18 protein-coding genes and 1 pseudogene are annotated in these 24,553 nt (G+C 72.6%); 12 read left to right on the plus strand and 7 right to left on the minus strand.

Going from position 1 to position 24,553, the window contains the following annotated elements; all coding sequences use genetic code 11:
- Positions 1-90 precede the first annotated feature (90 nt).
- Together ACIRF8_RS17685 and ACIRF8_RS17690 are read left to right on the plus strand one after the other, a co-directional pair.
- Positions 91-2,913 carry a glycoside hydrolase family 3 C-terminal domain-containing protein gene (locus tag ACIRF8_RS17685; protein WP_404215757.1) on the plus strand — a complete coding sequence of 941 codons (2,823 nt, stop codon included), beginning with the start codon at positions 91-93 and terminating at the stop codon, positions 2,911-2,913.
- Positions 2,910-3,416, plus strand: a pseudogene (locus ACIRF8_RS17690) (alpha-xylosidase); the annotation flags it as partial. The gene ACIRF8_RS17685 and the pseudogene ACIRF8_RS17690, both read left to right, overlap by 4 nt.
- Before the next feature lie 14 nt (positions 3,417-3,430).
- On the opposite strand, the gene ACIRF8_RS17695 reads toward ACIRF8_RS17690, so the two are convergent.
- The 4 genes from ACIRF8_RS17695 to ACIRF8_RS17710 form a co-directional block, all read right to left on the minus strand.
- On the minus strand, positions 3,431-4,924 hold the full coding sequence (locus ACIRF8_RS17695; protein WP_404215759.1) for a glycoside hydrolase family 43 protein: 1,494 nt from the start codon (positions 4,922-4,924) through the stop codon (positions 3,431-3,433).
- Positions 4,925-5,075: 151 nt separating this feature from the next.
- Complete coding sequence (locus tag ACIRF8_RS17700) at positions 5,076-6,362, minus strand: MFS transporter (protein ID WP_404215761.1); 1,287 nt, start codon at positions 6,360-6,362, stop codon at positions 5,076-5,078.
- Positions 6,363-6,408: 46 nt separating this feature from the next.
- Positions 6,409-7,008 carry a sigma-70 family RNA polymerase sigma factor gene (locus ACIRF8_RS17705; RefSeq protein ID WP_404215763.1) on the minus strand — a complete coding sequence of 200 codons (600 nt, stop codon included), beginning with the start codon at positions 7,006-7,008 and terminating at the stop codon, positions 6,409-6,411.
- Positions 7,009-7,137: 129 nt separating this feature from the next.
- A complete protein-coding gene (locus ACIRF8_RS17710) occupies positions 7,138-10,305 on the minus strand; it encodes an AfsR/SARP family transcriptional regulator (protein ID WP_404215765.1) in 3,168 nt (1,055 codons plus the stop codon).
- Between the two features lie 139 nt (positions 10,306-10,444).
- Here ACIRF8_RS17710 and ACIRF8_RS17715 point away from each other — a divergent pair, with 139 nt between their 5' ends.
- From ACIRF8_RS17715 to ACIRF8_RS17725, 3 genes are all read left to right on the plus strand, one after another.
- Entirely contained in the window at positions 10,445-11,593 is a 1,149-nt protein-coding gene (locus ACIRF8_RS17715; RefSeq protein WP_404215767.1) for a serine hydrolase domain-containing protein, read from the plus strand.
- Positions 11,594-11,699: 106 nt separating this feature from the next.
- On the plus strand, positions 11,700-12,533 hold the full coding sequence (locus ACIRF8_RS17720) for an alpha/beta fold hydrolase (protein ID WP_404215769.1): 834 nt from the start codon (positions 11,700-11,702) through the stop codon (positions 12,531-12,533).
- Between the two features lie 50 nt (positions 12,534-12,583).
- Positions 12,584-13,417, plus strand: coding sequence for an alpha/beta fold hydrolase (locus tag ACIRF8_RS17725; RefSeq protein ID WP_404215771.1), 834 nt, complete (start codon positions 12,584-12,586; stop codon positions 13,415-13,417).
- 48 nt (positions 13,418-13,465) lie between these two features.
- On the opposite strand, the gene ACIRF8_RS17730 is transcribed toward ACIRF8_RS17725, so the two are convergent.
- On the minus strand, positions 13,466-14,299 hold the full coding sequence (locus tag ACIRF8_RS17730) for a hypothetical protein (protein WP_404215773.1): 834 nt from the start codon (positions 14,297-14,299) through the stop codon (positions 13,466-13,468).
- A gap of 58 nt (positions 14,300-14,357) precedes the next feature.
- Here ACIRF8_RS17730 and ACIRF8_RS17735 point away from each other — a divergent pair, with 58 nt between their 5' ends.
- From ACIRF8_RS17735 to ACIRF8_RS17760, 6 genes are all read left to right on the plus strand, one after another.
- Positions 14,358-15,707 carry a 6-phospho-beta-glucosidase gene (locus tag ACIRF8_RS17735; protein ID WP_404215775.1) on the plus strand — a complete coding sequence of 450 codons (1,350 nt, stop codon included), beginning with the start codon at positions 14,358-14,360 and terminating at the stop codon, positions 15,705-15,707.
- Positions 15,708-15,913: 206 nt separating this feature from the next.
- Complete coding sequence (gene tgmA / locus ACIRF8_RS17740) at positions 15,914-16,105, plus strand: putative ATP-grasp-modified RiPP (protein WP_404215777.1); 192 nt, start codon at positions 15,914-15,916, stop codon at positions 16,103-16,105.
- Between the two features lie 13 nt (positions 16,106-16,118).
- On the plus strand, positions 16,119-17,180 hold the full coding sequence (gene tgmB / locus ACIRF8_RS17745) for an ATP-grasp ribosomal peptide maturase (protein WP_404215779.1): 1,062 nt from the start codon (positions 16,119-16,121) through the stop codon (positions 17,178-17,180).
- Positions 17,161-18,615: a carboxylesterase/lipase family protein gene (locus tag ACIRF8_RS17750; protein WP_404215781.1), complete on the plus strand. Its 1,455-nt coding sequence runs from the start codon at positions 17,161-17,163 to the stop codon at positions 18,613-18,615. The genes tgmB and ACIRF8_RS17750 overlap by 20 nt, the downstream gene beginning before the upstream one ends.
- Positions 18,616-18,834: 219 nt before the next feature.
- On the plus strand, positions 18,835-20,889 hold the full coding sequence (locus ACIRF8_RS17755; protein WP_404215783.1) for a phosphocholine-specific phospholipase C: 2,055 nt from the start codon (positions 18,835-18,837) through the stop codon (positions 20,887-20,889).
- A 66-nt stretch (positions 20,890-20,955) separates the two neighbouring features.
- The gene (locus ACIRF8_RS17760; protein ID WP_404215785.1) at positions 20,956-21,741 is read left to right on the plus strand and encodes a phospholipid scramblase-related protein; all 786 of its coding nucleotides are present in this window, start codon (positions 20,956-20,958) and stop codon (positions 21,739-21,741) included.
- A gap of 21 nt (positions 21,742-21,762) precedes the next feature.
- Here the strand turns inward: ACIRF8_RS17760 and ACIRF8_RS17765 are convergent, their stop codons facing one another.
- Complete coding sequence (locus ACIRF8_RS17765; protein ID WP_404215787.1) at positions 21,763-22,674, minus strand: hypothetical protein; 912 nt, start codon at positions 22,672-22,674, stop codon at positions 21,763-21,765.
- Entirely contained in the window at positions 22,671-23,660 is a 990-nt protein-coding gene (locus tag ACIRF8_RS17770; RefSeq protein ID WP_404215789.1) for a phosphatase PAP2 family protein, read from the minus strand. Before ACIRF8_RS17770 ends, ACIRF8_RS17765 begins: the two co-directional genes overlap by 4 nt.
- Positions 23,661-23,847: 187 nt before the next feature.
- On the opposite strand from ACIRF8_RS17770, the gene ACIRF8_RS17775 reads away from it, so the two are divergent.
- Entirely contained in the window at positions 23,848-24,480 is a 633-nt protein-coding gene (locus tag ACIRF8_RS17775; RefSeq protein ID WP_404215791.1) for a TetR/AcrR family transcriptional regulator, read from the plus strand.
- Positions 24,481-24,553: the final 73 nt, after the last annotated feature.

Raw genomic sequence — 24,553 nt, forward strand, 5'->3', positions numbered from 1 at the left:
ACTTGACACCTGCCGGACCAGTGCCGAGCATCGAAGCGCTTCGAAGATTTCTCTGCCATCCTCTCTGCTTCTCTGCCAAGGGACCCGCACGTGACCGAGAGCCCCCTGTTCCGCTCCGACTCCGCGCCGCCCGCGGACAACCGCGTCGACGAGCTCATCGCCCGGCTGACGCTCGACGAACGCATCGCGCTGTTGCACCAGTTCACGCCCGCCGTCGAGCGGGTCGGCCTCGCCGCGTTCCGCACCGGACAGGAAGCGCTGCACGGCGTCGCGTGGATGGGCCCGGCCACCGTCTTCCCGCAGGCGCTCGGGCTCGGCGCCACCTGGAACGAGGACCTGGTGCGTCGCGTCGGCGACGCCGTCTCCGCCGAGGTCCGCGCCATGCGCGCCCACGACGACCGCGTCGGCCTCAACGTCTGGGCGCCCACGGTCAATCTGCTCCGCCACCCGCTGTGGGGCAGGAACGAGGAGGGCTACTCCGAGGACCCCTGCCTCACCGCCGCGATCGCCACCGCCTACACCCGCGGCCTGCGCGGCACCCACCCCACGTACTGGCGCACCGCGCCCGTCCTCAAGCACTGGCTCGCCCACAACAACGAGACCCGCCGGGACACCACGAACTCCTCGGTACGCCCCCGCGTCCTGCACGAGTACGACCTCAAGGCCTTCCGCGCCCCGGTCGAGGCGGGCGCCGTGGCCGGTGTCATGCCCGCCTACAACCTCGTCAACGGCCGCCCCAACCACGTATCGCCCTACCTGCGCGAGCAGTTGCGGACCTGGACCGACCAGGAACTCCTCGTCTGCTCCGACGCGGGCGCGCCCAGCAACCTCGTCGACTCCGAGCACTACTTCGACACCCACGAGGAGGCCACCGCCGCCGCGCTCGTCGCGGGCGTCGACAGCTTCACCGACCACGGCACCGACTCCACGACCGTCGTCGGACGGCTCCGCCGCGCCCTCGACCAGGGCCTGATCCGCGAGTCCGACATCGACACCGCCGCCCGCCGCCAGCTCGACGTCCGCCTGCGCCTCGGCGAGTTCGAGGAGAGCGACCCCTTCGCGGACGTACGGGACTTCGACACCGAGGCCCATCGCGCCCTCGCCGAGGAAGCCGCCGAGCAGGCCGTCGTGCTGCTCAAGAACGACGGACTGCTGCCCCTGCCCGGGACCACCCGCATCGCGCTGGTCGGACTGCTCGCCGACGAGTGCAAGACGGACTGGTACAGCGGCACCCTCCTGCACCGCTCCACCCCGCTGGACGGGCTCCACGAGAGGTTCGGCGCCGAGCGGATCACCTTCGCGGAGGGCGTCGACCGCGTGCGCCTGCGCTGCGCGCAGGGCTGGCTGTCCGTGCCCGACGCCCCCGAGGACGTACCGGCACAGGGCGCCGGGGCCGCCCTCGACCCCGCACTCCTCGCCGGCCGCACCGACCTGCCGCCGCTCACCACCACCCACGACACCGGCACCGAACTCGCCCTGGTCGACTGGGGCGCGGGCGTCCTCACCCTGCGCGCACCGGACGGCCGCTACCTGTCGGTCGCCGAGGACGGCCGGGTACGGGCCTCCGCCGAGCAGCCCGGAGGCTGGATCGTCCAGGAGACGTTCGAGCTGCGACCCCATGAAGACGGTCACCTCCTACGGCACACGGGAACGGGTCGGTACGTGTCTGTCGCCGCCGACGGCGTGAAGGTTGCCGACGAGGGCACCGTCTTCGCCGTGGAGTTCGTGGAGCGCGGCGAGGAAGCGGTGGCCCGGGCCGCCGCCGAGGCCGACGTCGTGATCGTCGTCGCGGGCAACGACCCGCACATCAACGGCCGCGAGACCGAGGACCGCACGACGCTCGACCTGCCCGCGCACCAGGACCGCCTGTGGCGCGTGGCCCGCGCGGCGAACCCGAACACCGTCCTCGCCCTGGTCTCCGCCTATCCGTACGCCGTCCCCGACGCCCACACCGCGCTGCCCGCCCTGCTGTGGACCGCCCACGGCGGCCAGGCCGCGGGCCGCGCCCTCGCCCGGGTCCTCGCGGGCGACGTCAGCCCCGCCGGACGCCTCCCGCAGACCTGGTACGCGGCCGACGCCGACCTGCCCGCGCTGCTCGACTACGACATCATCGGCTCCCGCCAGACCTACCTCTACTTCGAGGGGACCCCGCTCTACCCGTTCGGGCACGGCCTGTCCTACAGCTCGTTCAGCTACGACGCGCCCTTCGTGACCCGCGGCGACGAGGCCCTGGAGTTCACCTTCACCGTCACCAACACCGGGACCCGCACCGCCGACGAGGTGCCCCAGCTCTACGTCCGCCCGCTCGACATGCCCGTGCCGCGCCCCCGCCGCCAGCTCCTCGCGCACCGCAGGCTGACCCTCGCCGCCGGGGCGTCCGAGCGCGTCACCTTCACCGTGCCGATCGACGCCCTGGGCCACCACGACGTGGCGCGCGAGCGGTGGAGCGTCACCTCGGGCACCTACGAACTGCTCCTCGGCGCCTCCAGCGAGGACATCCGGCACACCACGCGCCTCACCGTCGAGGGGGACGAGCCCGCGCCACGCCCGGTGCGCACCGCCGGTCTGGACGCGGCGAGCTTCGACGAACAACGCGGCACCGAGATCGTCGACCGCACGAAAACCTCGGGCGACGCGGTGACCCCGAACGAGGAGAGCGGCGAACTGCTGTACCGCGGCTGCGACTTCGGCCCCGACGGCGTGAGCGGCGCCCGTGTCACGGTCGCGGGCGGGGGCACCGTCGAGATCGGGGACGGATGCGAGATCACCGTCCCGCCGACCGGCGACCCGTACGCCTACCTCACCCTGGACGCCGACTTCACCGCCACCGGCGTACGCGACCTGCGCGTCCGCCTGCGCGGCGGGGTCCGCCTGGCCCGGATCGCCTTCGTCCCGCAGGGGAGCACCGCATGAAGTTCACCGACGGCTTCTGGCTGCTGCGCGAAGGGGTCCGCGCCGCGTACGCCACCGAGGTCCGCGACGTCCGACGGGACGCCGACAGCTTCACCGCGTACGCCGCCGTACGACACGTCAGGGACCGGGGCGACACCCTCAACCAGCCGCTCATCACGGTCGATTGCTTCTCGCCCGCCGAGGGCGGCAGCGGCGTCCGCTTCACCCAGGACGGCACCGTCACCGAACTGACCTCGGGCCCCTTGAGCTTGCGCCTGGACACCGCGGGCGAGTGGGGCCTCCAGTTCCACGACACCTCGACCGGGCGCCGCCTGACCGCGGTCGAGGGCAAGGGCACCGCCTTCGCGGCGACCCCCGACGGCGCCCACCACATGATCGCCCAGCTCGCGCTCGGCGTCGGCGAACACATCTACGGCCTCGGCGAACGCTTCACGCCCTTCGTCAAGAACGGCCGGAGCGTCGACTCCTGGCAGGCCGACGGCGGCACCAGCAGCGAACTCGCCGGGGCGCTCTCGGTTCAGTCGACCGGCACGCGAGCGCCCTGCGGCGTGCGGGAGGTGTAGTCGACCCAGTCGAAGCGCACGGTGCCGGCCGCGGCGTACGGACCGATGACGCGGCCGGTGAAACCGCCGGCCACCTCGGTGGACAGGTACCGTCCGTCGAGGTCGCCGGCGAGCGTCGTGAACGTGCCGTCGGCCTCCTCGATCCCGAAGCTCAGCGTGTCGGGCCCGGTGCGCGCGTCGCGCGGTGTCCCGGTGGCGGAGATGTCGACGCCGAGCACCAGGGGCCCGGTGGCGACCGGCCGCGACGCCAGCACGCTCCGCACCGGCCCGACGCGGGCGATGACCCGCACCTCGGCCGCGTCCGCCTCGATCTCGTAGTGGTGCCGCTCGTCCATCCGCACGGCCAGGCCGCCGCGACCCCGCCCCGGGTCGACGCGGGTGCGTACCCGGCACGACAACCGGTCCTGCCGCCGTCCGACGAACACCACGTCCGGCGCGTCCATGGAGGCGCCGACGGCCCGCAGGGTCAGCCACCCGGGCCGCTCCCCGGTGGTGACGTGCCCGGCGGGCCGGGCGCGGGGCGAGAGCCAGCCGTACGCGAGAGCGGGAAGGTCGAAGTCGTCCCGGTACGGTGCGGGGGACGCGGCGTCGCCGGGCACCAGCGGGCCGACCACCGGCCAGCCGTCCTCCCAGGTCACCGGCGCGAGAAAGGTCTCCCGGCCGAGCACGTGCCAGCCCGGCGAACCACCGCGCGGGCGCACCCCGAGCAGCACCGACCACCAGGAGCCGTCGGGCGCCTGGACGAGGTCGGCGTGGCCGGTGTTCTGCACGGGGTCGTCGGTGGAGCGGTGGCTGAGGATCGGGTTGGCCGGGCACGGCTCGAACGGGCCCGTCGGCGCGGGACCCCGTGCGATCGAGACGCCGTGGCCGCGCTCCGTGCCGCCCTCGGCGATGAGCAGGTACCAGTGGTCACCGATCCGGTACAGGTGCGGCGCCTCCGGGGCCCTGGCGCCCGGCGTGCCGGACCAGATCCGGCGCGGCTCGCCGAACGTCTCCCCGGTGGACGGGTCGATGCGGACCTGCGAGACCCCGGCGACCGTGCACCAGCAGGTGCCGTCGTCGTCCCAGGCGAGGTCCGGGTCGATGCCGGCCAGGTCCGGCAGCGGCACGGGGTCCGACCAGGGGCCGGCCGGATCGGTGGCGCTCACCACGAGGTTGCCGCCGCCCTCGCTGACGTTGGTGACGATCAGCCAGAAGCGGCCGTCGTGGTGGCGCAGCGTGGGCGCGTAGATCCCGGCGGACGCGGGGGTGTCCACCGGCAGGGTCAACTGGCCCGGCCGGTCGAGGGCGTTGCCGATCTGCGTCCAGTGCACCAGGTCGCGGCTGTGGAACAGCGGCACCCCGGGGACGTACTCGAAGCTGGAGCACGCGAGGTAGTAGTCGTCGCCCACGCGGCAGACGCTGGGGTCGGGGTGGAAGCCGGGGATGACGGGGTGTGCGCCTGCCATGCGGTACCTCTCCGTCAGGGCTGCTTCCGTCAGGGCTGCTCATCCGGGCCGCTCGTCCGGGCTGCTCATCAGGAGGCGAAGCGCTTCGACCGCGTCGATCACCGGAGCGTAGCCAGGGCGGCGGGGTCCCGACAAGACCCCGTCGCCGGGCTCAGCGCTCCAGCTCGCGGTGCGCGCTCTCGGGCAGGCGCAGGTACACCACGGACGACACGAGGCAGAGCGCGGCGACGTACCAGGGGAAGAGTCCGCTGTGTCCCCACTCCTTGAAGAGCGTGCCGACGTACGGCGCGGTGCCGCCGAACAGGGCGACCGTCAGCGAGTACGGGAACCCGATCCCGGCCGCCCGCACCCGCGCCGGGAAGATCTCCGCGTTGACCGCCGCCGAGATCGACGTGAAGCCGGTCAGGAGCACCATGCCCGCGCACTGGGCGAGCAGCAGCGAGCCGACCGACCCCGTCAGCGAGTGCAGCAACGGCACGCTCAGCACGGCGAAACCGATGCCGAAGAAGAGAAGGAGCGGCTTGCGGCCGAGCCGGTCGGAGAGCAGCCCGCCGACCGGCTGGAGCAGCGCGAAGAAGGCGAGCGAGACCGTACCGACGAGCAGCGCGTCGGACTTGGTGATGTCCGTGTTCAGCTCCGCGTACGTCGGCAGGTACGACGTCCACGTGTAGTACGCGAGGGTGCCGCCCGCCGTGATGCCGCAGATCAGGAGCGACTCGCGCGGATGGTGGCGCAACGCGTCGAACAGGCCGGGCCGCGCGCCCCGTGCGGCCAGTTCCCTGCTGCGGGTCTCCTGCGCGCCCTGCCGGATCCAGAACCCGACGAGGCTGAGCAGCGCGCCCACGAGGAACAGGACGCGCCAGCCCCAGCCGTCCATCTGCCCGTCGTCGAGCGTGGCCACCAGGAGCGCGGCGAGCCCCGACGCCGCCAACTGGCCGAGGGACGTGGACACGTACTGGAAGGAGGAGAACAGGCCGCGCCGCCCCGGCCCCGCCGACTCGACGAGGAACGTCGTGGACGCCGCGAACTCACCGCCCACGGACAGCCCTTGGAGCAGCCGGGCGATGACCAGCACGACCGGCGCGAGGACGCCCACGGCGGCGTAGGTCGGGGTGAGCCCCACCAGCAGGCTGCTGCCGCCCATCAGCAGGATGGTCACGGTCAGCGCGGCACGCCGCCCGTGCCGGTCCGCGACCGCGCCCATCAGCAGCCCGCCCACCGGGCGCATGAAGAACCCGACGGCGAAGACGGCGAAGGTGGACAGGAGCGGCACGAGCGAGTTGTCCGCGCTCCTTGGGAAGACCTCGCCCGCGATGTACGTGGCCAGGAACGTGTACGCGTACCAGTCGTACCACTCCACCGCGTTGCCGACGGAGGCGGCGAGGAGTTGGCGGGCCGGGTGGGCGGGGCGCGGGAGGGTGGTGGTGGTCTGTGTCATGATCCTGACCCATTCCCAGCCGGGCCGCCGCTCACGCGGGCCACCGTCACGGGCGTGGACCGGGTCGGTCCCCGGGAAGGCCCTGGTTCTCCAGCGCCTTGCGCAGCGCCCGCACGGCGTAGAAGGCGCGGCTCTTGACGGTGCCGGGCGGGACGCCGAGGTGCTCGGCCGCCTGGGCCACGCTGCACTCCAGGTAGTACATGAGGCGGATGACGGTCCGCTGCTGCTCGTTCAGCTTCCGCAGAGCCTCCGACACCGCATGGGAGACGATCGTGGACTCCGTGCTGTCCCAGGAGGCGTCCAGGTCCTCGACCGGCATGAGCTCCAGCGGCCGGGTCCGCCGGGCCCGGTGATGGTCGATGACCAGGTTCCTCGCCACCGTGTACAGCCACGGCCGGACCTGGTCGCCGCGGGTGCCGAGGAACCCGGCGTGTTTCCAGGCGCGGGCCGCCGTCTCCTGGAGGATGTCCTCCGCCTTGTGCCGGTCGCCGTCCAGCAGCCGCGTGGCGTACCGCAGGAGCAGCGGCCCGTACCGGTCGTAGATGTCTCGGACGAAGGCGTCGCAGTCGATGTCCGACGTGACGTGCCGGGCGGGCGCCCGGACCGGAGCGGGGGTGGTCGTCCCCGCCTCCAAGATCCCGTTCATGGCTGGAGATCAGTCCTGTTCGCGTGGGGTGTGCCGGGCTCGCCCGCGATCGCGGGCGAGTGGCTCCACACTCGTCGGACGCTCTTGTCCCCACCTTGTCGTTTCCTTGTCGTGCGGCGTCGCGCACCCTCACCGGGACGAGCCGACGGCTTCCGACCCGTGTGCTTCCGCCGTTCGGCCGGGCAGCCCCTGGCGTACCCGCTGCGCCTGCCGGACCGGGAGCTCGTGGCCCCCGGCCGCCCTCTCCGGCACGATCGGCAGGGGGTCCCCGTCCATGTCCAGGGCGGTGAGCCGGTCACGGATCTGCTGGGCGCTGTGGGACATGGCGCGCTCGACGGCCTCGTCGAGGGCGCGGGCCCAGTCCGCTCGCGCGCCTTCCCTGTCGCCCTTGTCCAGGCGGGCGTCGCCCAGGCGCATCAGCGCGCCGATGGCGTTCCTGTGGTCGCCCAGTTCCTCGAACGCCCGCATCGCCCGCCGGTAGGTCGCCACCGCATCCTCGTGACGGCCGAGCAGACGGAGGTCGTAGCCGAGGACGTCCCAGGCCTGGGCCAACTGCCACGGCGCGTCCAGGCGCTGGAACAGGGCGATGCTCTCCTCGCTGTACGCGAGGCTCTTGTCGAGCTGCCCCAGGTTGGAGTGGAACCAGGCGAGTTCGGTGAGGCACTCGGCCAGCCACAGCTCCTCGCCGGTCGCCCGGGACAGTTCGAGGCCCCGCTCGGAGAAGTGCACGGCCTCACGGACCCGGCCGAACAGGAACAGCGCGCACGCCATGACGTAGTGGGCCCGGGCCTGTTCCCCGGTGGCGTCGAGCTCCTCGAAGATCGTGGTGGCGCGTCGCAGGTGGTCGAGGGCCTGTTCCTGGTGGCCCAGGTAGCCGTGGATGCTGCCGAGATGGCGCAGGCAGCGGCCTTCTTCGAGGCGGTCGCCGTGGCGCCGGGCCACGTCGAGAGCGGGCGTGAGCGCGGTGATCGCCTCGGGCCAGAACTCCTGGCGCTGGAGGTGCTCCTTGAGCGACCAGGCCAGTCCGGTGGTGTGCCGGTCAAGGCCCTGGTCCACCGCGGTGTGGAGCAGACCGGCCAGCACCCGGTGCTCGGCGGTGAACCAGCGGGTCGCCTGCTTGACGTCGCTGAACGTCTCCGGGGTGACACCGGGGCCCGGCGCGCCGAGGTCGGGCTCGGACGACGTGTCCTGCTTGAGGAGCTGGTTGGCCTCGTAGGCGGTGAACAGGTAGTGGTCCAGGGTCCGGAGGGTGGCGTGGTGGCGTTCCTGGACGGTGTCGTGGGTGTGGGTGAGTTCGGCGGCGTAGCTGCGCAGGAGGTCGTGCAGGCTGTACCGGCCGGGCAGCGGCTGTTCCACGAGGCAGGAACCGACCAGGCCGGCGAGTGCGCGGCGGGTCCGGGCGAGGGGCAGGCCGACGAGGTCGGCGGCCGCGGGCGCCGTGATGTGGGGGCCCGGGTGCAGGGCGATCAGGCGGAAGAGGCGGGCCGCGTCCTCGTCCAGGGACCGGTAGGACCAGGAGAAGACGGTGCGCACGTCGGTGCCGGTGTCGGAGCCGGTGAACGCGTCGAGGTCGCCCTGCGTGTGCTCCAGGTCCTCGACCATGGCATGCAGGGGGAAGGAGGGGTCGAGTTCGGCGCGGGCGGCGACGACGGCCATGGCCAGGGGGAGGCGTCCGCACAGCCGGATGATGTCGGCCGTGGCGGCGGGCTCGGCGGCCAGCCGCTCACTGCCCAGACGCCGTTCGAGGGCTTGGTGCGCCTCAGCCTGCGAGGGCAGCGACAGGACAAGGGGTTTGGCGCCGTCGGTGGTGATCAGGCCGGGAAGCCGGTTGCGGCTGGTGACCAGGGTGAAGCAGCCCGTCCCCGAGGGGATCAGGGGGCGTACTTGCTCCTCGTCGCGGGCGTTGTCCAGGACGAGGAGGACCCGCCGGTCGGCGAGGAGGCTGCGGAAGAGGGTGCTGCGGCCCTGGGTGTCCTCGGGGATGCGCGGGGCGGGCACGCCCAGGGCGGTGAGGAAGCCGTGCAGGGCGTGGCCGGGTTCGACGGCGGGTGCGTGGGGGTGGAATCCGCACAGGTCGACGAAGAGCTGCCCGTCGGGGAAGGAGGAGGCGACGCGGTGGGCGTGGTGGACGGCGAAGGTTGTCTTGCCGACGCCGGGGGTACCGCTGATGACGATGACGGGGGCAGCGGCCGGACCGGGCCGACCCGGCGCGCCGCCCACCGCCGAAAGCCACGCGGCTTCGGTCGACCGCCCGGCGAACACCGGGAGGGCGCGCGGGAGTTGGGCCGGGCGGGTCAGGGGCGGTGACGTGTCCTCCCCGGCGAGGGCCTGGCCGTCACTGGCGTCGGTCTGTTCGTGCGGGGCCGGGCCGACGGGCGCGGGGGGCTCGTCGGGAGCGGACGGCGCGCCGAATCCGCTCGACCCGCCGGCCGGGCCGAGAGGCGGCAGGTCGTGGTGGAGGATGCCCTGGTGCAGGGCGCGCAGCGGCGGGCCGGGTTCCAGGCCGAGTTCGTCGCCGAGGTGCCGGCGCAGCTCGGCGTAGCGCTGAAGCGCTTCGGAGTGCCGGCCGGCGAGATACAGGGCGCGCAGGAGCAGGGCCCAGCCGGTCTCCCGCAGGGGGTGCTCCGCGGTCATCTCCTGCGCCGCGTCCAGCGCCTCGGTGATCCGCCCCCGCATGAGCAGGGCGGTGGCGCGGATCTCGCGGGCGGTCTGCCGCAGTTCCTCCAGGCGGGCCGCCTCCTGCGCGACGAACAGGTGGTGCGCGGCGTCGGCGAACGCGGTGCCGCGCCACATCTCCAGAGCGTTCCGGGCCTCTTCCACGACCCGCTCGGGCCGCCCCTCGTCCATGAACCGGTGCGCCCGGGCGAGGGCCCGCTCGAAGCGCACGGTGTCACGGCTCTCGGGCGGCACGCGCAGGGCGTACCCCAACGGCTCGGTGACCAGGATTTCGAAGGCGCCCTGCCGGCGCAGGTGCGGGGGTTCCAGGACCGCGCGGACCTTGCTGACGTGGGCGTGCAGGGAGCCCAGCGCTCCATCGGGCGCCCGGCCCGGCTGCTGCGGCCACAGCTCCTCGCACAGGGTCTGCGGAGCGACCGCCCGGCCGTCGGCGATCAGCAGCCGGATCAGCAGCAGCCGCTGCTTGCGCCGCCCCGGGTCCAGGACCGTGCCCGCCCGCCGTACCACCAGCGGACCCAGCAGTCCGAAGTCGAGTCCCTGCCCCACACCTGTCACCGCACCCATCCCGGACGACGCGACCTTCACCACACTCCTGAGGACCCCGTCGTCCGCTTCCCGCACACCGGTCAGGAGATTAGCAGGGCCCCCGGCGCGCGCCGGGGCCGCCCGCACGCCCCTCACCTGCGACGCGGCGTGAACCGGCGCGGCCTCCACGCCGTTGAGTGGCCGAACAGTCGTCATCAGGAGTGGAGAGCAAGACATGGGTCTCGTCGAGGGAACGAGCACCGACCGGTTCGCACCGGTCCGCGCCGCGCTGGCAGCGCACCTGGAGTCGGGAGAGGAGCTGGGGGCGTCCATCGCCGTCGACGTCGACGGGGTCATGGAGGTCGATCTGTGGGGCGGGCACACCGACGAGGCGAGGACCGTGCCGTGGCACCGGGACACGGTGGTCAACCTGTGGTCGACCACCAAGACCCTCAGCAGTCTGGCGGCCCTCGTCCTCGTCGACCGGGGCGCACTGGACCTGCACCGTCCGGTCGCGGACTACTGGCCCGAGTTCGCCGCGCAGGGCAAGCAGGACATCGAGGTGCGGCACGTCCTGGCCCACACCTCGGGGCTCTCCGGCTGGCAGGGGCCCTTCACGATCGACGACCTGTACGACCGGCCGACCGCGAGTGCCCGGCTGGCCGCGCAGGCGCCCTGGTGGGAGCCGGGCAGCGCCTCGGGCTACCACGTGCAGACGCAGGGGCAGTTGGTGGGAGAGCTCGTGCGGCGGGTCAGCGGCCGGACCCTGACCGAGTTCGTCGCCACCGAGATCGCCGAGCCGTCGGGAGCGGACGTCCAGATCGGCGCGCGGGAGGCCGACTGGCCCCGGATCGCCGAACTGGTGGCCCCCTCCCAGCTCCCCGAGATGCCCGCGGACCTCGACCCGGAGGGGATCTTCGTCAGGACGCTGCTCGGGAGCCCCGCCCGGGACGAGCACGTCGACACCCCGCGGTGGCGCCGTGCCGAACTCGGCGCCGTCAACGGACACGGCAACGCGCGCGGCCTGGCCCGCGCCCTCTCCGCGATCTCACGGCGCGGCCGGGTGAACGGCGGCAGGCTCCTCTCCGCGGAGACGGTCGACAAGGTCCTCGACGTCCAGGCCGACGGCGTCGACCTGTTCCTGGGCGTCCCGGTGCGCTGGGGCATCGGGTTCGCCCTCGCCGACGCGAGGACGATGCCGCACCTGCCGACCGGGAGGGTCTGCTTCTGGGTCGGCCGGGGCGGTTCGATCGTCGTGATGGACCTCGACCGGCGCGTCACCTTCTCGTACACGATGAACCGGCTCGGCGACGGACTCCTCGGCTCGGAGCGCACCCACAGCTACCTCAAGCACGTCTACGAGGTCCTGGAATCCACCGACTGACCCCGCTTCCGGGGTGAACCGACCCCGTCCCGCCCTCGTAGGACAGGACGCAAGACGCTCCGCCCCGGCGACCGGGGCGCTCTCCAGGAAAAGAGGACGTTCACGCATGCGTACCACCCTTCTCAGCCGCAGATCCTCCCTGCTCGGTGTCGTCGCCGCGGCCGTGGGACTGTCGGTGGCCGCCGTCACCCTGCCCGGCGCGGCCGGCGCGGCGCCCCGGCCCCCGGTCCGTCCGACGATCGTGCTGGAGCACGGCGCCTTCGCGGACGCCTCCGGCTGGGACGGCGTCGTCCGGCGCCTGGAGCGGGCGGGCTACCCGGTCGTGGCCGCCGCCAACCCGCTGCGCGGCCCGGCGACCGACGCCGCCTACCTGCGCAGCGTCGTCGGCCACATCGACGGCCCCGTGGTCCTGGTCGGCCACTCCTACGGCGGCACCGTCATCAGCCAGGCCGCCCAGGGCCTGGAGGACAAGGTGAAGGCGCTCGTCTACATCGCCGCGTTCCTGCCCGACACCGGCGAGAGCTCGCTCGGCCTGACGAACAAGTTCCCCGGCAGCACCCTCGGCGACGCGATCACCTCCGTGAACTACACGCTGCCCGACGGCGCGCAGGGCGCCGACGTGTACATCGAGCAGGAGAAGTTCCGCCACCAGTTCGCCGCGGACGTCCCCGCGGACAAGGCCCGCCTGATGGCCGCGGGACAGCGCCCCGTCGCCGCGGCGGCGCTGGAGGAGAAGTCGACGAAGGCGGCCTGGAAGACGATCCCCTCCTGGTCCCTCGTCACCACCGAGGACCTGAACATCCCCGTCGCCGCCCAGCGCTTCATGTCGGCGCGCGCCCACGCCCGCACCACCGAGATCGACGCCTCGCATGCGGTGGCCGTCTCCCGCCCCGGCGCGGTGGCGCGCGTCGTCGAGAACGCCGCCCGCACCGTCCGCTGACCGGACCGCCGCCGCCCCACCTCACCGCCGACCAGAAGGAGCACCACACCATGTCGTTCATCACCGTAGGCCGGGAAAACTCCACCGACATCGAGCTGTACTTCGAGGACCACGGCAGCGGACAGCCCGTCGTGCTCATCCACGGCTACCCGCTCGACGGGAACTCCTGGGAGAAGCAGTCCGCGGCCCTGCTCAAGGCCGGCTACCGCGTCATCACCTACGACCGGCGCGGTTTCGGCCGCTCCGGCCGGCCCACCACCGGCTACGACTACGACACCTTCGCCGCCGACCTCAACACCCTCCTGACCACCCTCGACCTGACCGACGCCGTACTCGTCGGCTTCTCGATGGGCACCGGCGAGGTCGGCCGCTACCTCGGCACCTACGGCTCCGCCCGGATCGCCAAGGCCGCCTTCCTCGCCTCCCTCGAACCCTTCCTCCTCAAGACCGACGACAACCCCGACGGCGTCGACGGCACCCTCTTCAAGGACATCGAACAGGCCGTCACCGCCGACCGCTACGCCTACTTCACCTCGTTCTACGAGGACTTCTACAACCTCGACGAGAACCTCGGGAAGCGCATCAGCGAGGAGGCCGTCCGCCACAGTTGGAACGTCGCCGCAGGCGCCTCCTGGTACGCCTCCCTGGCCTGCGTCGCCACCTGGACCACCGACTTCCGCGCCGACCTGCCCAAGATCGACGTCCCGGCGCTGATCCTGCACGGCACGGCCGACCGGATCCTGCCCATCGAGGCCACCGCGGAGCGCTTCCACCGCGCGCTGCCGCAGGCCGAGTACGTCGTCATCGACGGCGCCCCGCACGGTCTGCTGTGGACCCACGCCCAGGAGGTCACCGACGCCCTCCTGTCGTTCCTGGCCGCGTGACGAACGGCGGGGGCGGGACCGCTCGCGGCGGCCCCGCCCCCGCGGACCTCAGGACCGCTCGTACGCGATCACGGCCGTCGTCACCAGGCACGGCGCGGGCGGCACGACCGCCACGCGCAAGGTGCCGCGCGCGGCGTCGTAGTCGATGCCCTCCGCCTCGAACGTGCCCGCGCAGACACTGCGTCGCGGGATCGCGAACACCGTGGAGACACGGCCCGCGACCGGCTTGCCGTCCAGCGGCCGGTCGAGGGCGACCTCCAGCACCTCCTTCGCCGCGTCGTCGGAGGAGCACAGCAGATGCGTGGCGTCCGTGAAGTCACAGCCCTGGATGTCGCTGACTCCCTTGTCCAGGGTGATCTGCCCGGCCTGCGGCAGGGGCGCGTCCGGGGCGGGCGCGGCCGGGTTCAGCACCGGGGTGGGAAAGACCTGGAGCCGGTTCATGTCGCCCCACTCGCCGGACACCAGCCACTGCCCGTCCGGGGAGACGGCGGCGAACGAGTTGTTCAGCAACTCGCCCTGGTCGAGCGGGTGGACGTACGTCGTGCGCTTGCCGTCAGGGGCCGTCGCCGCGAACATCTTCCCCGTCGCGTCGTCACCGCCCTGGTACGCGTCGAAGGTGTAGCCGCCCGCCACGTCCGGGTCGCCGACGTGCGACCAGCCGGCTATGCGCAGGGCCACCGGGATGGAGGCGAGCCCCCGGTGGACGAGCGAACCGTCGGCGCGGCTCGCCAGGCCCTGGCTGCCGGTGAGCGAGTTCACCCGCGTCGTGCCGGTCTCGGTCCAGGAAGGTGCCGCAGCGGCCTGCGCGGTGGTCGCGCCGAGGGTGAGCGCGGCCGTCAGCGCGGTCAGGGTGAGGAGCGGGCGTCTCGTGCGCCGGTTCATGGGGGGCCTCCGCCGGTCGAAGATCAGGTCGGGGACCAGGCTGCCCTACGATCGCGCCATGAGGCTGACGATTCTCGGCGGTGGCGGATTCCGGGTGCCCCTCGTGTACGGAGCGCTGCTCGCCGACCACGCGCCAGGCAGGGTCACCGAGGTCACGCTGCACGATGTCGACGTGGCCCGGCTGCGGGCCATCACCGGCGTACTGACAGAACAAGCCACCGGCGTCCCCGACGCCCCCGCCGTGCGGGCCACGACCGATCTCGACGAGGCGCTGCGCGGCGCCGACTTCGTGTTCTCCGCGATCCGGGTCGGGGGGTTGGCGGGTCGTGCCGCCGACGAGCAAGTGGCGCTGGCCGAGGGCGTGTTGGGGCAGGAGACGGTCGGCGCGGGCGGGATCGCGTACGGGTTGCGGACCGTGCCCGTCGCCGTGCACATCGCGCGCCGGGTCAAGGAGGTGGCTCCCGACGCCTGGGTCATCAACTTCACCAACCCCGCCGGCCTGGTCACCGAGGCCATGTCCCGGCACCTGGGCGACCGCGTCATCGGCATCTGCGACTCGCCCGTGGGGCTCGGGCGGCGTGTGGCCCGGGTGCTCGGCGCGGACCCGGCCGAGGCGTGGGTCGACTACGTGGGCCTCAACCACCTGGGCTGGCTGCGCGGCCTCAAGGTGCGCGGCCGCGACGAACTGCCGCGGCTGCTGGCCGACGAGAAACTGCTCGGCTCCTTCGAGGAGGGCCGCCTCTTCGGCCCGGACTGGCTGCGCTCGATCGGCGCCGTCCCCAACGAGTACCTGCACTACTACTACTTCAACCGCGAGACCGTCCGCGCCTACCGGCAGGCCGGGCGCACGCGCGGCGCGTTCCTCGCGGAGCAGCAGTCCGCGTTCTACGCCGATCCCTCCTACGCGAGCTGGGAGCGCACCCGCGCCGAGCGCGAGGCCACGTACATGGCGCACAACCGGGAGGCGTCCGGCGCGGGCGAGCGGGACGCCGCCGACCTGGAGGAGTCCGGCGGCTACGAGAAGGTGGCGCTCGCCCTCATGCGGGCCATCGCCCGCGACGAACGCGCCACGCTCATCCTGAACGTCCGCAACCAGGGCACCCTCGCGGCGCTCGACGCGGACGCCGTCATCGAGGTGCCCTGCCTGGTCGACGCCCATGGCGCTCACCCGGTCGCCGTCGACCCGCTGCCCCTGCACGCCACCGGCCTGGTCACCGCGGTCAAGGCCGTCGAGCGCGAGGTGCTGGCCGCCGCCGAGTCGGGCTCGCGCGCCACCGCGGTCAAGGCGTTCGCCCTGCATCCCCTGGTGGACTCCGTGACCGTGGCCGACCGCCTGGTCGACGGCTACCTCAGCGCCCACTCCGGGCTCGCCTACCTCTCCCGTGGAGGTCGGCGTAAGGACGTGTAAAGGCTTGTAAAGGCGGTAGTTGGAAGGGGCGGCCGAAAGGCCGCCCCTTTCGCGTTCTGACGCCGTGTCATCACTCCCCGTGGCGGAAGCAACCCCTCCGCGGGTGTGATGCGTTCTACAGAGAGAATCTGAGAAATTCCTCAGGAGAGTGACGCCGGAGAGTCACCATGCGCTTGACTTGGTGCGCCCCCCAACTAGGAGTACAGATGCGACCGTTCGCCCTGAACTACGCTCGCCCCGTGCGAGAGGCCGAGGTCAGCGCGGTGTACACATACGACTCCGCACTGCAGTTGAACGTGCTGCCCGACGGCGGAGCGGCCGCACACGACTACGCAGTGTTGCGAGAATGCGCTGCCACCACCTCGACAGCGGGATCCAAAACCCATTTCGACGACTGAACGGCCGCACGAAATGACGGTGCTGATCCTGACGAACGAACAGGATGTGACGGCCGACATGGCGGTCGTCGAATTGAACGCCGCGGGAATCCCGGTCCTCCGGCTCGACCCGGCCGAACTGCCCGGCGGTGTCGACGTCTCGGGGGAGTACGCGCACGGGGCGTTCCAGGGCCACCTGTCCGTCGGCGGACGCGTGGTGAGCCTGAACGGACTGCGCTCCATCTGGGTCCGCAGACCCGGGACGCCGGCCGCCCGGGCAGAGGCCGCGTCCGCCTGGCTCACGGAGGAGTCCTCGCAGGCCCTGTACGGGATGCTGCGCTGCACCGACGCGCGGTGGATGAACCATCCGGACGCCGCCCGCCAGGCCCGGCACAAGCCCTGGCAGTTGTGGCTGGCGCGGGAGTGCGGACTGCCGGTGCCCGCCACGCTCATCACGACGTTCCCGCGAGTGGCGCGGGCGTTCGCCGAGCGCTACCCGGACCTCGTCGTCAAGCCCGTGTCCGGGGCGCACCCCGGCGACGGGACGCTCGCCGTGCCGACGACCCGGGTACGACCCGACGAGGACTACCGGGACGTGGCGCACGGCCCGACGCTGTTGCAGCGCAGGGTGCGCAAGACCGCCGACATCCGCCTCACCTGCGTCGGCGACCGGCTGTTCGCCGCACGGTCGGCGAGCGGCAGCGACGACGCCGTGGTGGACGTCCGCTTCGACCCCGGCGCCGGGGCCTGGCACCCCGTGAGCGTGCCGCGACGCGTCGCCGACGCCGTCCACCAGTACCTCGCCCGGTCCCAACTCGCCTACGGGGCATTCGACTTCGCCGAGGACGCCGACGGCATCTGGTGGTTCCTCGAATGCAACCAGTCCGGCCAGTTCGGCTTCGTGGAGATCGAGACGGGCCAGCCCATCGGCCGGGCCGTCGCCCAGTGGCTGGCGGGCGAGCCGCTGCACACGCCCGGCGCGGCCGTCCGGGCGCGCCCGTGGCGGACGCCGGACGGGTCGGCGTACGGTGTGCGGCGCCGCCCGCCGGACCGTCCGAACGAGGGAGCCCCACCGCATGACCGACGCATTCCCTGAGTGCACCACCCGGCAGGGTGTGGTGCGTGGCCGCACCGAGCACACCGTCACCGCCTTCCTGGGAGTGCCCTACGCCGCGCCGCCGTTCGGGCCGCACCGGTTCGCCGCGCCCGCGCCCGCCGAGCCCTGGACCGGGGTGCGGGACGCCACCGCGTACGGGCCGACCGCGCCCAAGGCCCCGTACGCGCCACCCTTCGACGTCCTCATCCCGGAGACGTCCGTGCCCGGCGAGGAGTGCCTCAACCTCAACATCTGGACCCCGGAGCCGGGTCCCGGCGCGCGGCTGCCCGTGATGGTGTGGCTGCACGGCGGCGCGTTCACCAACGGCTCCGCCAACTCCTCCGGCTACCGGGGCGAGACGTTCGCCCGCGACGGCGTGGTCTTCGTCGGCGTCAACTACCGCCTGGGCGTGGAGGGCTTCCTGCACCTGCCCGGCGCCCCGGACAACCGAGGCCTGCTCGACCAGATCGCCGCCCTGGAATGGGTGCGCGACAACATCGCCGCGTTCGGCGGCGACCCCGACCGCGTCACCGTCTTCGGCGAGTCGGCGGGCGCCGTGGCGATCGGGCACCTGCTCGCGGACGAGCGCGCCCGGGGCCTCTTCCGGCGGGCCGCGCTCCAGAGCGGGGCCTGCCACCACTTCGTCCGGCCGGACACGGCACGCCGGATCGGGGAGCGGATGGCCACGCGGCTCGGCATCCCCCACACGGCCGAGGCGTTCGCCGCGCTGCCGCTGCCCGAACTCATCGACGCTCAGGCCGCGTTGCGCGCCGACTACGCGACCAGGCCCGACCCGGCCGTGTGGGGCGACGCGGCGCTCAACGGCATGGTCTTCGAACCGGTCGCGGAACAGCTCCGGCTGCCGGGGCCGGATCTCGGCGTCGACCTCCTCGTCGGCTCCAACCGCGAGGAGAACCGCCTCTACATGGTGCCGTCGGGCCGCTTCGACACCATCACGGAGCGGCGGGTGCTGCGGGCCGCCCAGGCCTACGGCGCGGATCTCGACGGCTACCGCGCGGCCCACCCCGGCGCGTCCCCGGGCGAACTCCTCGACGCGATCGTCACCGACTGGTTCTGGCGCCTCCCGGCCGTCCGCCTGGCCGAGTCCGTGCCGGGCACGCACCTGTACGAGTTCGCCTGGCGCTCCCCGCAGTTCGACGGCGAGCTGGGCGCCTGCCACGCCCTGGAACTCGGCTTCGTCTTCGACCTGCTCGACGACCCCGACTACCTCCCCATGGCGGGGGAGAAGGCGCCGCGCGAACTGGCCAGGACGGTGCACGCCGCATGGGTCGCCTTCGCCGCCTCCGGCGACCCGGGCTGGCCCGCGTACGACCCGGCGGGGGAGCGGACGACGATGATCTTCGACGACGGCGCCTGCGGCCCCGAGTCCGACCCGCGCGCGGAGCGCCGGAAGATGTGGCAGGGCAGGCGCTGACGCCCCCGCCCGCGATCCGGTCCTGAGCAGGGCCCCGAGACCGGCTCCGAGGGGCGGCGCCCGGTGCGCCGCCCTGTCGCCGTCGCGCACCGGCCGCCCACATTTTGCGCGACTGTCACTTCGGTCCCCTTTCTTTTCACCCCGGTCGTCTTGAACACTCCCCGGTGCCCCTCATCGCGGAACGGATCACCCCCGAGGCAACAGGAGACCCCCACACCCATGACCGAACTGAATCGGCGCCGCTTCCTCCAGATCGCCGGCGGCACCGCCGCCTTCACGGCGCTGTCCGGCTCCATCGACCGCGCCGCCGCCATCCCCGCCGCGCGCCGCAGCGGCACCGTCCAGGATGTCGAGCACATCGTCGTGCTCATGCAGGAGAACCGTTCCTTCGACCATTACTTCGGGACGATGAGGGGCGTACGCGGCTTCGGCGACCCCCGCCCGGTGACGCTGCCCAGCGGCAAGCCGGTGTGGCACCAGTCGAGCGCGGGCAAGGTGACCCTGCCGTACCACCCGGACGCCGACGACCTCGGCATGCAGTTCATCGCCGGTCTCGACCACGACTGGGCGGGCGGACACAGCGCCTTCAACAAGGGCAGGTACGACAACTGGATCGCCGCCAAGGGCACCGGCACGATGGCGTACCTGACCCGGCAGGACATCCCGTTCCACTACGCGCTCGCCGACAAGTTCACCGTCTGCGACGACTACCACTGCTCGTTCATCGGCGCGACCGACCCGAACCGCTACTACATGCTCACCGGCCACGTCGGCAACGACGGCACCGGCGGCGGCCCGGTCCTCGGCAACGAGGAGGCGGGCTACGGCTGGACCACCTACGCCGAACGCCTGGAGAAGGCGGGCGTCTCCTGGAAGGTGTACCAGGACATCGGCGACGGCCTGGACGCGGCCGGCGGCTGGGGCTGGATCGACGACGCCTACCGCGGCAACTACGGCGACAACTCCCTGCTGTACTTCAACAACTACCGCAACGCCAAGCCCGGCGACCCGCTCTACGACAAGGCCCGCACCGGCACGAACGCCAAGGCGGGCGACGGCTACTTCGACCTGCTCAAGGCCGACGTGAAGGCCGGGAAGCTGCCGAAGATCTCCTGGATCGCGGCGCCCGAGGCGTTCTCCGAACACCCCAACTGGCCCGCCAACTACGGCGCCTGGTACATCTCGCAGGTGCTGGACGCCCTCACCTCCAACCCCGAGGTGTGGAGCAGAACGGCGCTGTTCATCACGTACGACGAGAACGACGGCTACTTCGACCACGTCGTGCCGCCCTACGCGCCCGCCTCGGCGAGCCAGGGCCTCTCCACGGTCGACACCAAGCTCGACTACTACCCGGGCGGCACCCGCGCCGCGGGCCCGTACGGCCTCGGCCAGCGGGTGCCCATGATCGTGGTCTCGCCGTGGTCGACGGGCGGGTACGTGTGCTCGGAGACCTTCGACCACACCTCGATCATCCGCTTCATGGAGAAGCGCTTCGGGGTGCGGGAGACCAACATCTCGCCCTGGCGCCGCGCGATCTGCGGCGACCTGACCTCCGCCTTCGACTTCTCCCTCCAGGTGACGGCCCCGGCCGAGCTGCCCGACACGGCCGGGTACGAGCCGCCGGACCGCGCACGCCACTCCAGCTACGTGCCGAAGCCCCCCGCGCAGGGCACCCTCCCCAAGCAGGAGCCGGGCTCGCGGCCCAGCCGTCCGCTGGCGTACGCGCCCTACGTGGACGGCGCGCAGGACCTCGTGACCGGCAAGTACAAGCTGACGTTCAGCGGCGGCGACCAGAAGGGCGCCGCCTTCCAGGTCCGCTCCCAGAACCGCACCGACGGCCCGTGGACCTACACGACCGAGGCCGCCAAGTCGCTCTCCGACAGTTGGAACTCGGTGTACTCGGGCGGCACGTACGACCTCACCGCGCACGGCCCGAACGGCTTCCTGCGCGCCTTCAAGGGCAACAACAAGGTCGCCGAGCCGGAGGTGACCGCGCGCCACGACGGCACCACGGGCAACCTGAGGCTGACCCTGAAGAACCCGACCGGCACCGACGTCCACCTCACCGTCACCAACGCCTACGGCGGACAGCCGCAGACGTACACCGTGCGGGCCGGGGCAACCACCCAGCAGACCGTCGACCTGCGCGCCACCAAGCGCTGGTACGACCTGAGGATCGTCGCCGAGGGCAACGCCGGATATCTGCGCCGGCTGGCAGGACACGTCGAGAACGGGCAGGCCGGCGTGAGCGACCCCGGCCTCGCCACCGCCTGAGCCCACCCCTCCGGTCCCCGTGCGCACGGGGACCGGAGGGGCGCAATGCCGCGATAGTGTGCCCCGGTGACGACGCAATCGAACATCCCTGCCGGTTGGTACCCGGATCCGCAGGGCGCCGACCGGACGCTGCGGTGGTGGGACGGTGCCCAGTGGACCGACCACACGAACGCCCAGGCCCAGGCCCCCGCTCAAGCCCCTGCCCCTGCCCCCGCCCCGGCCCAGGCGCAGGCGCCCGCCGCGCGGGGTGGCGGCTCGCTGTTCACCGAGCCGGTCCTGGTGGTGAACCAGAAGGCCAAGCTGATCGAGCTGACCAACGAGTACAGCGTCATGGACCAGCACGGCAACCAGCTCGGCTCGGTCACCGAGATCGGCCAGAGCAGCCTGAAGAAGGCGCTGCGGTTCGTCTCCAGCGTCGACCAGTTCATGACCCACAAGCTGGAGATCAGGGACGCCTACGGGCAGCCGCAGCTCGTGCTGACGCGCCCGGCGAAGTTCATGAAGTCGCGGGTCGTCGTCGAGCGCCCGGACGGCTCGCCGGTCGGTGAGATCGTCCAGCAGAACGTGATCGGCAAGATCAATTTCGCGATGAACGTCAACGGCCAGCAGGTCGGCGCCATCAAGGCGGAGAACTGGCGCGCCTGGAACTTCGCGATCGTCGACCACGCGGACACCGAGGTCGCCCGCATCACGAAGACGTGGGAGGGACTCGCCAAGACGATGTTCACGACCGCCGACAACTACGTGCTCCAGATCCACTTCCAGTTGCCCGAGCCGCTGCTCAGCCTCGTCGTGGCGACGGCCCTGACGGTGGACACCGCGCTCAAGCAGGACTCGCGCGGCTTCGGCTGAGCGGACCCGCTGCGGGCGGCCTCAGGAGACGCGGAGGGTGAGCTGTTCGGGCTCGGGCTGTGCGGGGATGGCCGGCAGCGTGACCACGGGCAGCTCGGCCCCGGTGTCCGGCGCCGGACTGCGGGTCAGCAGGACCACCCCGCGCGCCGCCAGCACTGCTCCGGCGCCGGCGAGGGCGAGCCCGGCGACCCCGCCCTGGAGCCGCTCGCCGAGCAGCGCCAGGCCGATGAGCGCGGCGGCCACCGGGTTGGCCAGGGTGACCATCGCGAGCGGCGCGCCGAGCCCGCCGCGGTACGCGGTCTGGGACAGCAGCAGGCCACCCGCGGCGAAGACCGCGACCAGCAGCGCCACCACGATCACCTGCGGCGCGAGCAGCGGCCCCGAGCGGTCGGTCGCCGCGACGGTGACGGTCTGGGTCAGCGCGGAGGCGACGCCCGAGGCGACGCCGGACGCGGTCGCGTGCCGCAGGCCGGGCTTCGCGCCGCGCCGCGAGAGGGTGCCGATGAGCGCCGCCGTGGCCGCCGCCACCGCGAGCGCCTGCGGCAGGGAGAGCGTGTCGTCGGGGGCGGGCCCCGACGCCGTGACGAGCAGCGCGCCCAGACCGGCCAGCGTCAGCGCCGTGCCCCGCCACTCCACGGCGGTGACATGGCGTCCGGCGATCCGCGCGCCCAGCGGCACGGCCGCGACGAGCGTGAGTGCGCCGAGCGGCTGCACCAGTGTGAGCGGCCCGTACTTGAGGGCGGCGACGTGCAGCAGGGCGGCCCCGGCGTTCAGGACCACCGACCACCACCAGGCCCCCGTGCCGAGCAGCCGCCACAGGCCCGCCCCGGCGCCCGCGGTGCGGGCGGCGAGCCGTTCCTGGGCGACCGCGGCGGCGGCGTAGGCCACCGCGGAGACGAGGGAGAGCGCGACGGCGAGCAGGGTGGCGCTCATCGCGGGGCCCCTGTCGTGACGAGCTGCGGGGCGGTCGCCGCCGAGGTCGAGCCCGGCGTCGGCGAGACCTGCAACGGAATCCGGATCGGCATGTGCTCCAGGACGTCCGAGGCGGACAGCGAGTCCGGGGGCGTGCGGAAGGCGGCGGCCGGTGTCCACGGGGCGGGTTCCAGCGTGCCGTGCGCCTGGATCGCGGCGGGCGTCGTGGTGAGCGCGGGGGCGGGCAGCAGGTGACGGCGGATCGCGGCCGTGCCGCCCACGGTGCGCGGCATGCGGATCACCGCGAGCGCGAGAGCGAGCAGGACGGTGACCACGATCGTGTCGAGCCAGTAGTGGTTCGCGGTGCCGATGATCACGAGCAGGGTGCACAGCGGGTGCAGCAGCCAGAGCCAGCGCCAGCGGGACCTCAGGGCGACGATCAGCGCGACGGCGACCATCAGGGCCCAGCCGAAGTGCAGCGACGGCATCGCCGCGAACTGGTTGGCCATCGTGTCGGTGGCCGGCTTCGCCGCGTACACCGAGGGCCCGTAGACCTGGGCGGTGTCGACGAGGTGGGCGGCGTGCAGCATCCGCGGCGGCGCCAGCGGGAAGCCGAGGTGCAGTACGAGCGCCGCGGCCGTGAGCACGGCGAGCACCCGCCGCGTCCACACGTACTGGCGCGGCCTGCGCAGGTACAGGAAGACGAGCAGGGCGACGGTGGCCGGGAAGTGCACGGTCGCGTAATAGGTGTTCGCGAGGTGCACGACGGTGTCGCTGTGCAGCAGCAGGCCCTGGACGACGCCCTCACCCGGCAGGTGTACGGCGCGCTCGAAGCTCCACACGTCGTCGGCGTTGTGGAACGCCTCGGCGGTGTGGCCGTTGGCGAGACCGCGGCCGAACTTGTAGACGAGGAAGAGTCCTACGACCAGCAGGAGCTCGCGGACCAGGGGCGGTCGGGCAGAACGGCTGGCCGGCTCCGGTTCGACAGGCTCGGTAAGGGAATCCATCCCCCGGCCCCTTTTCGTGACGTCTGGGTGGTGCGTGGTGGTACTGGTGCGCCGGTGGCGCGTTTTCATCGATACGACAGTGTACCGATACGCCAGTGTACCGAAACGCTGGCGTACCGGTACACTGGCGTATCGATAGTGGGTGTGATCTCATCGGGCCGAGCCGCCGAGCGAGGAGTGGGGAGTCATGACGACGCGAGACCAGGCCACCGCGACAGCGCCGACCGCCGCGCGCCGGTCGAAGATCACTCCCGAGCGCGCCCAGGAGTTCTACGACGCCGTCCTCGACCAGTTGCGCAGGAACGGGTACGACGCCGTGACCATGGAGGGCGTCGCGGCCCAGGCCTGTTGCAGCAAATCCACCCTGTACCGTCAGTGGCGGACGAAACCCCAGCTCGTGGCGGCGGCGCTGCGGGCAGGACGCTGTACGAAGTTCTCCGCCACCGACACGGGGAGCCTCGCCGGGGACCTCGTGGCCGCGGCGCGCAACGCGGCGTCGCAGGCGCTGCCCGACACGGCGCTCATGCAGGCCCTCGGGCACGCGGTCCGCGAGGACGGGGAGCTGAAGGTCGCCCTGCGCGAAGCGCTGGTCGAGCCCGAGCTCGCCTCGCTCGACGGCATGATCGAGCGGGCCGTGGCGCGCGGTGAGATCGCCGCCGACCACCCCGCACTGCCTTATCTGGCCGCGCAGCTCTTCGGAGTGATGCGCAGCCGGCCCCTCCTGGAAGGGCGCGACGCCGACGCCGACTACCTGGTCGGCTTCGTCGAGAGCGTGCTCATTCCGGGGCTCGGCCTGACCGCTTCGGATCAGGCCACCTGAACGGGAGGCCACCGGTCGCAGGGATGACCGACCGGTGGTCTGCCCGCGCCGCACCGTGGGGACGGGGGCGGCG

The sequence above is a fragment of the Streptomyces sp. NPDC102406 genome (assembly GCF_044765725.1).
GTDB lineage: Bacteria > Actinomycetota > Actinomycetes > Streptomycetales > Streptomycetaceae > Streptomyces.